Source organism: Anaerocolumna xylanovorans DSM 12503, assembly GCF_900143645.1.
GTDB classification, from domain to species: domain Bacteria; phylum Bacillota; class Clostridia; order Lachnospirales; family Lachnospiraceae; genus Anaerocolumna; species Anaerocolumna xylanovorans.
The window spans coordinates 46455-57833 of record NZ_FRFD01000008.1; the positions used below are offsets into that span (position 1 = coordinate 46455).

An 11379-nucleotide genomic window follows, 5' to 3' on the forward strand; every position below is an offset into this window, starting at 1 on the left:
TGATAGGAGGAAAATAAAGTGAATACGCCATTGTCATGGATTAAAGCATATGTTCCCGGACTTACGGTTACACCACAGGAATATACCGATAGAATGACCTTAACCGGTACCAAAGTAGAGGGCTATGAAGAACTGGATAAAGATCTGGAGAAAATCGTAGCAGGTAAAATATTAAAAATAGAAAGACATCCTGATGCAGATAAACTGATTGTATGTCAGGTGCAGATTACGGAAGAAGGAGAAACCGTACAGATTGTAACCGGCGCTCCCAATGTATCCGAAGGGGATATTGTTCCTGTCGTATTAGACGGCGGAAGAGTGGCCGGAGGGCATGACGGAAACAAAACTCCCGGCGGTATCAAGATTAAGAAAGGAAAGCTTAGGGGAATAGAATCCTGCGGTATGATGTGCTCTATTGAAGAACTGGGTTCCAGCAAGGAAATGTATCCCGATGCTCCCGATAACGGAATCTATATTTTCAGCAACAACGAAGCCTATAAGGATATCAGGATTGGTTCCTGTGCCATAGAAGCACTTGGCCTTAAGGATGTGGTATTTGAATACGAAATCACCTCCAACCGCGTGGACTGCTTTGGCGTTTTAGGAATTGCACGGGAAGCCGCGGCAACCTTTAATAAGGAATTCGTACCTCCTGCCATTAAGGAGACCGGTAACAGTGAAAAGACCTCTGATTATATCAAGGTAGCAATTGAAGACAGCGACCTCTGCTCCCGGTATGTAGCAAGAGTTGTAAAGAATATTAAGATTGCCCCCTCGCCGGAGTGGATGCAAAGAAGGCTTGCAGCCTGCGGTATCCGTCCCATCAATAATATTGTAGACATTACCAATTATGTCATGGAAGAATACGCACAGCCCATGCATGCCTATGATTTGGGACAGATTGCAGGGAAGCAGATTATTGTCCGCAGAGGAAAGGACGGGGAGGAATTTACTACCCTGGACGGACAGGTAAGAAAGATAGACTCCTCCATCCTCATGATTTGTGACGGTGAGAAGCCCGTTGGAATTGCCGGTATCATGGGTGGTGAGGACTCTAAGATTACCGATGAAGCCACAACTCTTTTATTTGAAGCAGCCTGCTTTAACGGCACCAATATCCGTTTATCCGGCAAGAAGCTTGGGCTTCGTACCGATGCAGCAGCCAAGTTTGAGAAGGGCTTAGACCCTAATACTGCCATGGAAGCCATAGACAGGGCCTGCCAGCTGATAGAAGAGCTTGGAGCCGGTGAAGTGGTAGGAGGGGCAGCCGATGTTTATCCCGTACCAAGGAAAGAAACCAGAGTTCCTTTTGATTATAACAGAACCAATAAGGTGCTTGGAACGGACCTTTCCAAGGAAACTATGATATCCTATTTTAAGAAGATTGACTTAGGCTATGATGAAGCCGCAAATGAAGTGATTGTTCCAAGCTGGAGACAGGATGTAAATCTGCAGGCGGACTTAGATGAAGAGGTTGCCAGATTCTTTGGCTATGATAACATCCCCACAACACTTCCTACCGGCGAAGCAACCACCGGAAAGCTGCCTTTTAAACTTCGCATTGAAAATGTGGCAAGAATCGTAGCAGAGCAGTGCGGATTTTCAGAGGCTATGAGCTATTCCTTCGAAAGTCCCAGGGTATTTGATAAGCTGCTGCTTCCGAAAGAGGACGTAAAGCGCCAGGCAATTGCCATTGCCAATCCTCTCGGTGAAGACTATTCACTTATGAGAACCCTGCCTTTAAATGGTATGCTTCTTTCCCTTTCCACGAACTATAACCGCAGGAATAAGAATGTGCGCCTTTATGAGCTTTGCAACACTTACCAGCCAAAAGCCCTTCCATTAACAGAGCTTCCTGACGAGAGGGTACAGCTTGTGTTAGGCTTTTACGGAGAAGGAGATTTCTTCGAACTAAAAGGAGTGCTGGAAGAAATCCTTACAAAGGTAGGCTTAAAAGAAAGAGTAAACTATAACCCCGGCAATGGGAAGTCTTATCTGCATCCGGGAAGACAGGCGGAAATAATCTATGACAAAACCGTTATCGGCTATCTTGGTGAGGTTCACCCGGATGTCTTAGAAAACTACGAAATCGGGGAAAAGACATATATAGGAATCCTTGATATGCCGGAAATCGTAGCCCGTGCTTCCTTTGATATCAAATATCAGGGCATTGCAAAGTACCCTGCTGTAACCAGAGATTTAAGTATGCTGGTAAAGAAAGAAATTATGGCAGGAGAAGTAGAGTCAGTCATCAGAAAGAACGGCGGAAATATATTAGAAGCCTGTGAGCTTTTCGATATTTATGAAGGAACTCAGGTAAAAGAAGGTCATAAGTCCATGGCATATTCCCTGACTTTCCGTGCAAAGGACAGAACACTGGAGGAAAAGGATATTACCGAGGCAATGAATAAGATTCTTAAGAATTTGGGTAATATGGGAATTGAATTGAGGCAGTAGGATTAACGGAAGAAAAAGTTTTTGGCTTTTTATATGCTTGCTTAACAGGTCTTGCTTAGTAGCACCTGTTAAGCAGGCATTCTTTTTATTAACCCAATTTTTCTAATTTGGGTATTGATTTCCAGAAACAAATGACTATAATTATAAACAAATGACATTTTTGGGAATATTTTGATAAAATCAATAAAATAAAGGGGAAATAGGATGAGAGTGGAAATCTTCTTTGACGAGAGTCATCCGTTGGCAATTCCTATACAATACAATCATTATGTGCAAGCTATGATATTTTCCTGGATAAAAGATAAGGAATACAGCACTTTTATTCATGACAAGGGTTATCAGATTGCAGATAAAAAGTACAAGCTCTTTACATTTTCACGAATGAACGGTCTTTATCAATTGGATAAGGAAAACGGCAAAATTATTTTCTTAAAAGACATCAGTCTTACAGTATCTTCTATGTCCGATGAATTCATGGGATATCTTCTAAACAGTGTATTATTGCAACACCGTGAATTACACATCGGAGACTCAAAAGCTATTATCAACCGCATTGAATTAAAAGAAACACCAATTTTTTCAGATACAACTTTCGTTCATACCCTTTCTCCCTGCACCGTTTATACAACCTTAGAGAATAAAAAAACAAGATATTACAGCCCTTTCGAAGAGGAATATAACGAATCTGTCAGACAGAACCTGATACATAAATATACCGCTTATTATGGAAAAGTTCCAAAAGATTCGGAATTTAAGATTGTGCCCATGGGAAGAGTGAAGCAGGCAAAGGTGAATTATAAGAATTTTCATATTATAGCTTATGATTACAGTATGAAGCTGGAGGGAAGTGAAGAACTAAAAAGGGTTGCCTATAATGCAGGACTGGGCGCCAAGAATTCACAAGGTTTTGGGTGTATAGAGATACTTAATGAACAGGGGGTGAACAGATGATATATGATGTTTACAGGGTCGGGAAAGCTGTCAGCGGCTATGAGGAAGAGATGGAACCGCTGTTAAAGCCGGATATGCCAAGGAACATAACCCATGTAATTTGGGTTAATATTAAACAGCTTGAAAATGATATGAGTTTTGACGGCATTGAGCTACTGGAATATTCCGAGAATACGCCAACACTTAGTCTTTTGCGAAAGGCTTCTTCCAATGGAACTAATTACGGTCCCAGTGCCCAGGTGACGGAAATAGGGAAAACCTTTACAAAGAAAATAGTTCCATGGTTTCAGGAGGCGGCGAAGGATTCGGAAGTTGAAGAGGAACAAAGGAATCTGTCATTGATTTATGATCTGCTGATTCAAAACCAAGAAGATGTTATCTGTAAAATCAATGAAAAAGCACCAAAGGCAAAGGGCGTAAGCTATATGATATCTGTCAGGCTTGATGAAGCAGTGCCTTATAAGGTACCCATGTTCTACCGCTATTATGAAAAGAAAATCAGAAAAAAAGTAGTGGGAGAAGATAACTACACGGGGACCTGCTGCCTGTGCGGTAAAAAAGACGTGAGCCTTGTGCCAAAGCTGGATGTATTTAAATTCTATACCTTGGACAAGCCGGGATTTATCAGCGGAGGCTTTCAGGAAGAGGATATATGGAGGAACTGTCCGGTATGTACTTCCTGCGAACCTGTACTAAGAGAAGGAAAGAAATATGTCTTGAATAATCTCCATTTCAAATTTGTCGGTTTGGATTATTATCTGATACCTTCTTCTACCTGCGGGGAAATGAGACTGGATTATTTGCTTTACAGATTGCGGGATATTACGGAGAAGAGTTTTTCCTTTAAGGAAGCCAAAGAGAATGAGTTTCAAACCCTAAGCGGAGATATTTTTGAAGGACTGTCGGAGCAGGAAGATATTAATTCTTATCGCATTCTGTTCTTTCGCAAGGACAATTCTGCCGAGAGGATTTTGCTTGATATAAAGGATGTCTTCCCTTCCAGATTTTCTGTTTTATATGCGGCGAAGCATAAGCTCGAAGCCATTTATGAAGAACTTACCGGTGAGAAGTTCACCTTCCGGTATTTCAGAAATTATTTGTCAAAATCCGAACCAAGCAGCAAGGTCTATGATTTGGATAATAACTTTCTGGAGCTTACCCGGGCAATCTTTAAGCAGGAAAAGGTCAGGCTGCAAGGGCTGATGCCTTTTTATATGAATAATATCAGAAGAGCCTTTTTAAATGATGAATATTTTTTCCATACAACCCTGCGTGCCTGGATTGGAATACAGTATTTACAGGCAATAGGATGTATGGATTATAAGGAGGGAGAAGGGAAAATGGATGCTAGATTGGAAGCAGTGCTGGAACCATATAACATCGGACTGGATACGGATATTAAGAAAGCACTTGTTTTGACGGGAGTTCTTGTACAGAAGGTAATGAACATACAGGCAATGAACCTGGAGGGTTCAACTCCGTTCTTTAACCGGCTTAAAGGTCTTAAGATGAGAGAAGCAGATGTAAAAGGGGTATTAAAAGAGGCTCTTAAATTAATGCAGGAATACAAAAATTTTTCCAATGCTTCAAAAATGATAGCGGAAGCAGTAATGGAACTTATTTTTATTACCCCGGCGGATAAATGGGGATTGTCAACGGATGAATTAAACTTTTATGTGGCAGGCGGTATGACGCTAAGTAAAAAAATATATGATCAATTAAAGGAGGAGCAATAATGTCAACAGCAAAAAGAAGTGAGATTCTGTTCTTATATGACATAACCTGGGGAAATCCTAATGGCGACCCCAATGATGCCAATAAACCAAGAATTGATGAAGAAACCGGGTTTAATATTGTAACAGATGTCCGTTTAAAAAGGACAATCAGGGATGAACTGATTGCAAGGGGGCATGAGGTGCTGGTAAGAGATACCATAACGGAAGGTGGTTTCCTTGCAGATGCAAAGCATAGAGGAATCGATTTTCTTCCTGAATCCGCCAGGGCAAAAGCAAGTAAGAAGAATGAAAAGGAGAAGCTTACGGGGGAAGAACTGGAAGAGTTCAAAAAGAATGTAAAGAGTTGTGCAGATATCCGTATGTTTGGCTGTGTATTGCCAAGTGATCTAAAGAACGCCAGTCTTCAATTTACCGGTCCGGTTCAGTTTAAGATGGGAACCTCCCTGCATCCGGTGAAGCTGGAATTCATAAAGGGTACAGGCGCCTTTGCCGGTGCAGATGAGAAGAATCAGAAGACCTTCCGCCAGGAGTACCTGCTTCCTTATAGTCTGATTAATTTCTATGGGCTTGTAAATGACAGGGCCGCAGAGATAACAGGGCTGACAGAGGAAGATGTATCCCTTATGCTGAATGCTATGTGGGATGGTACAAAGAATCTGATTACAAGAACGAAAGCCGGTCAGGTACCGAGAGTACTGATTCAGGTTTCTTATAAAACAAAAGATTTCTATATCGGAAGTCTGGATAAGAAAATCGAATTTTCTCATAATATGAGCGGAGAAGCAGTCAGAGCAATAAGTGATGGAAAACTCCAATTAGAAAAGCTAAAAGATTGCCTGGTTTCCAACAAAGAACACATTGACAAGGTTGTTATCAGGATTGACTCAGAGGTAAGTGCAGATATTAATATCAAAGAAGAATTGGAAAAAGCAGGTGTAACAGTTGAAGTTATGGCCTAAGAGGAGTGCCTATGAAGTGTATATGCTTTAAACTAAAAGGAGATTACGGGCATTTCAAACCCTATTATACGACCAGTTCGCCGACTACATATTCTTTAATGCCGCCGACAGCCCTGTATGGCTTGATTGGAGCTGTTTTGGGATTTCCCAAAGAAGATAACCTTTATTACAGCAAATTAGAGGAAGCGGGGCTAAAGGTGGGAATAGGGCTTCTTACTCCCTTGCGGAAGACCTCTATGAGCACAAATCTTGTAAATACAAAGGGAAACTTCTGGGTACCGACAGGCAGAAATACCAATGGTGTAAGGACGCCTACCAGGTATGAATATGTGGTAGGACAGGAATACTTGATATTTGTTTCCATGACGGATGAAATCCTGTTAGAAAAACTGGCGGACAGGCTGAAAGAGCATCGGTTTGCTTACAGTATTTCTATGGGGCTTGCCGGCTTGCTGGCAGAAGTGGAGCTGATTGCCTATGAAGAGGCATATCAGCTTAATCAGAAGGATTATATCGAGCTGGATACAGCTGTTTCTATTGAAGAATTGACAGGAGAAAATTCAATAGGAATAAACGGAGAAATACAATATTGCAGGGAACGTTATGTCAAGAGGTTTTCTGATAACCGTATTCCGGCGGAATACGTGGATGCTCTGTTTGCTACCAATGGTAAGAAGATTAAGGTAAAATGCAAAAAAGCTTATTCTATGAAAGAGTATACCTTTGCTTTTTTGAATGATGATTGATAAGAGGCTCTTCTTTTGCATCTGTTTCAATTCTTCCGCGGAAGATAGAACAGTGGCAGGAGAGGAGCTTTCCAATATGTCTTTATACATGGGAGGAGTGGTTTAAATGGGGCTGTTATCACATCCCGATAAAAAGCTCGAAGATCATCTGAAAGAGGTGAAGGAGTGGGGAAACTTTTATAAAAGCATTAACCCACAGGTTTTAAAAGAAATAGATGCTGATATTATTGACAGCTATCTTTTATTCCATGATATGGGAAAAGGAACTCTTTATTTTCAGAAATATATCCGGAAAGAACCGGTGGAAGAAAAACTTAAAAGTCATGCAGCTATATCGGCTATGCTCTTCCTGTATTACCATATCCAGAAAGGGACAGTTAAAGAAAGGGAAGAAATAATTGTGTCCATGGCGTATGCAATATTAAAACATCACGGAGATATGGAAAGCTACAGTGATATTGATAATTACCTTTCCAATGAAACAAATAACGGATTATTACAACAGCAATATGCAGCTTTTGATTATCAGGCAATGATGGATATGGGTGTCCGGGTGGGGCTGGAAGAGGAGGTATTAAGAAAGATTTTTAATGGAGATGCAGAAGAATTCCTCCGGACTGTTTCAAGGTTTTTAAAAGACAGGAGATACAAAATTTTTCAGCAGAAATCCCAATATAGAAAGATGAAGACTTCCAATCAGGGCAGCTTCAAGGAGTATTACCGCTTGCAGCTATTGTATTCAATACTATTGGATTCCGATAAAAGCCAGGTTACGATTGGAACTCGAAAGCTGGCTGAAAGGGCGGAGCTTTATGCTGATGTAAACGGGTATATTGATAAGAAAGATACTACAGAAACAGCTTTAAATGTTTTAAGAAGTCAGGCCTTTAAGGAAGTGGAAAGTAATATAGACCTTGATAAAGATATCTTCACTTTGACACTGCCTACCGGCATGGGCAAGACATTGAATTCATTTAACTTTGCTTTTAAGTTAAGAGAGAAACTTTTTCAGGAAAAAGGGATACCATACCGGATCATCTATGTACTTCCCTTTATGAGTATCATTGACCAGAATGCCAGGGTGATAGAAGATGTTCTGGAAAAAAGCGGGCAGAAAGTAACCAGCAGGGTGCTATGCAAGCATCACCATTTAACAGAGATTACCTGGAAGACGGACGAAAATACTTTATTAAACAATGCAAATGCAGAGATTCTTTTAGAAGGCTGGAACAGTGAGGTGATTATAACCACCTTTCAGCAGTTCTTTAGCACACTGTTTGGTCATAAAAATTCCATTCAAAGAAAGTTTAATAAGATGTGTCATTCTATTGTAATAATTGATGAAATACAGGCTTTGCCGGTAAAGTATTATAACTTTGCCGGAAAGATGCTTTCTGAATTTACAACGGCTTTGGACAGTAAAGTAATAGCTATGACAGCTACTCAGCCAAGAATCTTTCCGCAGGAAATTGCAAAGTCTCTGTGTGACTATAAGAAATATTACAGGCAATTATTTCGGACAGTTATTTATAATGAACTGGATAAACCAAGAACTATAGAAGAGTTCGTGGAGGAAATTGTGGTAGAGGAAGATAGGAGCTATCTATTCATACTGAATACCATAGAGAGTGCAAAGTTAATGTACACGCTGTTAAAGAATAAGTACAACGAGGTGCCAATTACTTATTTGAGTACGCTTATTCCTCCCAAAGAGCGTCTTGTCCGTATTGATGAAATTAAAAAGAAAAAATATAGAATAGTGGTGAGCACTCAATTAGTAGAAGCCGGAGTAGATATAGACTTTCAGGTGGTATACCGCGATCTTGCTCCTCTGCCTTCCCTGTTTCAGAGCGCCGGAAGGGGAAACAGAGAAGGGGGTGAATTAAAAGGAGAGATTCACCTGATCAAATTAAAAGGCGGAAATGGTTACTATGCCAATATGGTTTATCGAGAAGCAAAAACAGATGTTGATGTAACAGAGAGGATACTAAGTAACTATAAAGTCTTGGAGGAACCGGATTTTATGGCTGTTATAGAAGCGTATTTTGAAAAAATATCGGATGATACGGTAAAATCACAAGATATTTCAAAATATCTTCTGGAGGGAGCAAGCAATAAAAGGTTCTATGGAGAAAAAGAATCCGCCCAGCTCAATCAGGGAATTTTACCCCTGAATTATTTCGAATTAATTGAGCCGGAGTCAGAAAAGTATCCGGTATTTATTGAATTAGATGGGGATGCAGCTGACTTATGGCAGGAATATATACAGATATTAAAGGAAAAAGAAGAGCCGTGGGAGCATAAGCGTAAGTTAAAAGCAATTCAAAGGGAAATGGCGGAATATGTTGTTGACGTAAGAGCATTTACAAGAGCGAAATATAACAAGCCACAAAAGGGAGAGAATGAGCTCTACTATTATGTTTCCTATTCAGAACTGGATAAATACTATGATGAAACGACGGGGTACGGTGTGGAGTCTTCCGTGTATTACTATTAAAACAGGCGGGTTATACTTAGGCGGCACAGAAGTGAGGTGAAGTATGGAAGATTTTAAAGTTACGGGTACATTTATCTGGTATTACTGTATATGCAAACGGGAGGTATGGCTTCTTGCTCATGGCATGGAAGCAGATCAGCAGGATGAAAATATGCAGATGGGAAATGCCATACATGAGACAAGTTATAAAAGGGATAGTAAAGAAGTTGAATTTGCCGGTTCTAAATTTGATGTGATATCGAAGGAAAATGGCAAGCTGATTGTAGGAGAAATTAAGAAATCTTCAAAATATCTGGAGAGTGCTAAAATGCAGCTTCTTTTTTATCTAATGGAGTTGGAGGAGTCAGGTATTTATGCAGAAGGTGAGTTATTATTCCCGGAAGAAAAGAAAAAAGAAACAGTAATTTTGACAGAGGATACCAGAAAGCAGCTAAAGCAAGTAATTGAAGATATTAAGAGAATTGCAGTTATGCCTCTTCCTATGATGGCAAATCGGATAAAATATTGTAAGAACTGTGCTTATAGTGAATTTTGCTGGTCATAAGAAAAAGATAAGGAGGTCTATACTTGAAAAAAACAATTTACATATTTAATGAAGGTGAATTGCACCGTAAAGATAATACCATCTATTTTGAAAGTGAAGGAGGGAAAAAGTTCCTTCCTGTTGAAGATATCGGTGAAATCTGTATAATGGGAGAAGTAGGAACCAGCAAGAAGTTTCTGGAATTTTGTACATCGCATCAGATTGTACTGCATTATTTTAATTATTATGAATATTATGTGGGGAGTTATTATCCGCGTGAACACTACAATTCGGGTTATATGATATTAAAACAGGCGGAACATTACCTGGATATGCAGAAGAGAAAAGAGTTAGCTTTAACTTTTATAGCAGGAAGCGGCAAAAACATTCTGGAAGTATTGAAATATTATCTAAACAGAGGAAAGTCTGTTCAAGAACAGATAGATAAGATCCTTGAGTTAGAAAGTAAGTTAAATGGGGATATGGCTATAGAACAAATGATGGCGATTGAAGGAAATGTCCGGGAAGTTTATTACAGTGCTTTTGATGCGATATTAGAAGATAAAAATTTTGCTTTTGAGACCAGAACCAGAAGGCCTCCGCAGAATAAATTAAATTCCATGATAAGCTTTGGAAATTCACTTATGTATACAACAACTTTGAGTGAAATTTATAACACCCATCTTGATCCAAGAATTGGATACCTTCATTCTACAAATAACAGAGGCTTTACTTTGAACTTGGATGTATCGGAAATCTTTAAACCACTGCTGGTTGACAGAGTAATATTTACGCTGGTATCAAAGCGTATGATTCAGTCAAAGCATTTTGATAAGAAAATTGACTCCATCCTTTTAAATGAAGAAGGAAGAAAGTTGTTTATTTCACAGTATGAAGAAAAACTTCAGTCTACCTTTATGCACAGAGAACTGGGACGGAATGTTTCATACCGCCGCTTAATCAGAATGGAACTTTATAAATTGGAGAAGCATCTGATAGGAGAGCAAAATTATACTCCCTTTGTGAGTAGATGGTAGGTGATGCCCGTGTTTACAATATTGGTTTATGATGTGGGAGAAAAAAGGGTTGCCAGGGTATTAAAGACAGCCAGGAAATATCTTCATTGGGTACAAAACTCTGTATTAGAGGGCGAGATAACCGATGCAAATTTAAAAAGATTAAAGGAAGAATTAAAAAAGATATCAAAAGAGGAAGAGGATTCATTTATATTCTATACCTTCCGCACAGAAAGATATTATTCACGTGAGATATATGGGATAAAAAAAGGTGGCCATGATATGTTTTTGTAGTCGTCGACCTCCTATGCTGTAAAAACCCCGGGAGACCGACGACAAGTTTAACATCGCAAAAAGCTTGAGTTTTAAGTAGATATTTTGTTTTATAGAAATTAATGATATAATATTGTCAAGGAGGTAGTTAAGAGCAAATGCAGCAATTATGCGGCTGCTATGGGGTTTATAGATTACCTATAAGGATTTGAAACAAATAT

Annotated in this window: 9 protein-coding genes; all 9 read left to right on the plus strand. The window is 39.6% G+C overall.

Annotation, left to right across the window (positions count from 1 at the left end; genetic code table 11):
• Positions 1 to 18 precede the first annotated feature (18 nt).
• The 9 genes from pheT to cas2 all read left to right on the plus strand — a co-directional run bounded on the left by pheT (position 19) and on the right by cas2 (position 11179).
• Positions 19 to 2457, plus strand: a complete 2439-nt coding sequence (pheT, locus tag BUF11_RS13835) for a phenylalanine--tRNA ligase subunit beta (protein ID WP_073589458.1) — start codon at positions 19 to 21, stop codon at positions 2455 to 2457.
• Positions 2458 to 2661: 204 nt separating this feature from the next.
• On the plus strand, positions 2662 to 3408 hold the full coding sequence (gene cas6 / locus BUF11_RS13840) for a CRISPR-associated endoribonuclease Cas6 (protein WP_073589459.1): 747 nt from the start codon (positions 2662 to 2664) through the stop codon (positions 3406 to 3408).
• Positions 3405 to 5144: a TIGR02556 family CRISPR-associated protein gene (locus tag BUF11_RS13845; RefSeq protein WP_073589460.1), complete on the plus strand. Its 1740-nt coding sequence runs from the start codon at positions 3405 to 3407 to the stop codon at positions 5142 to 5144. The genes cas6 and BUF11_RS13845 overlap by 4 nt, the downstream gene beginning before the upstream one ends.
• Complete coding sequence (gene cas7b, locus BUF11_RS13850) at positions 5144 to 6103, plus strand: type I-B CRISPR-associated protein Cas7/Csh2 (protein ID WP_073589461.1); 960 nt, start codon at positions 5144 to 5146, stop codon at positions 6101 to 6103. The genes BUF11_RS13845 and cas7b overlap by 1 nt, the downstream gene beginning before the upstream one ends.
• An 11-nt stretch (positions 6104 to 6114) precedes the next feature.
• The gene (gene cas5b, locus BUF11_RS13855) at positions 6115 to 6849 is read left to right on the plus strand and encodes a type I-B CRISPR-associated protein Cas5b (protein ID WP_073589462.1); all 735 of its coding nucleotides are present in this window, start codon (positions 6115 to 6117) and stop codon (positions 6847 to 6849) included.
• Between the two features lie 106 nt (positions 6850 to 6955).
• Positions 6956 to 9346, plus strand: a complete 2391-nt coding sequence (locus BUF11_RS13860; RefSeq protein ID WP_073589463.1) for a CRISPR-associated helicase/endonuclease Cas3 — start codon at positions 6956 to 6958, stop codon at positions 9344 to 9346.
• Positions 9347 to 9389: 43 nt separating this feature from the next.
• Entirely contained in the window at positions 9390 to 9890 is a 501-nt protein-coding gene (gene cas4 / locus BUF11_RS13865) for a CRISPR-associated protein Cas4 (RefSeq protein WP_073589464.1), read from the plus strand.
• 23 nt (positions 9891 to 9913) lie between these two features.
• The gene (gene cas1b, locus BUF11_RS13870) at positions 9914 to 10906 is read left to right on the plus strand and encodes a type I-B CRISPR-associated endonuclease Cas1b (protein ID WP_073589465.1); all 993 of its coding nucleotides are present in this window, start codon (positions 9914 to 9916) and stop codon (positions 10904 to 10906) included.
• Between the two features lie 9 nt (positions 10907 to 10915).
• Positions 10916 to 11179 (plus strand): CRISPR-associated endonuclease Cas2, encoded by a 264-nt coding sequence (cas2, locus tag BUF11_RS13875; RefSeq protein WP_073589657.1) that lies wholly within the window; start codon positions 10916 to 10918, stop codon positions 11177 to 11179.
• Positions 11180 to 11379 lie beyond the last annotated feature (200 nt).

Bases quoted from the DNA above. Each gene is read 5' to 3' on its own strand.
- cas6 (WP_073589459.1), top strand. From the start codon at position 2,662: ATGAGAGTGGAAATCTTCTTTGACGAGAGTCATCCGTTGGCAATTCCT.
- BUF11_RS13845 (WP_073589460.1), top strand. From the start codon at position 3,405: ATGATATATGATGTTTACAGGGTCGGGAAAGCTGTCAGCGGCTATGAG.
- cas7b (WP_073589461.1), top strand. From the start codon at position 5,144: ATGTCAACAGCAAAAAGAAGTGAGATTCTGTTCTTATATGACATAACC.
- cas5b (WP_073589462.1), top strand. From the start codon at position 6,115: ATGAAGTGTATATGCTTTAAACTAAAAGGAGATTACGGGCATTTCAAA.
- BUF11_RS13860 (WP_073589463.1), top strand. From the start codon at position 6,956: ATGGGGCTGTTATCACATCCCGATAAAAAGCTCGAAGATCATCTGAAA.
- cas4 (WP_073589464.1), top strand. From the start codon at position 9,390: ATGGAAGATTTTAAAGTTACGGGTACATTTATCTGGTATTACTGTATA.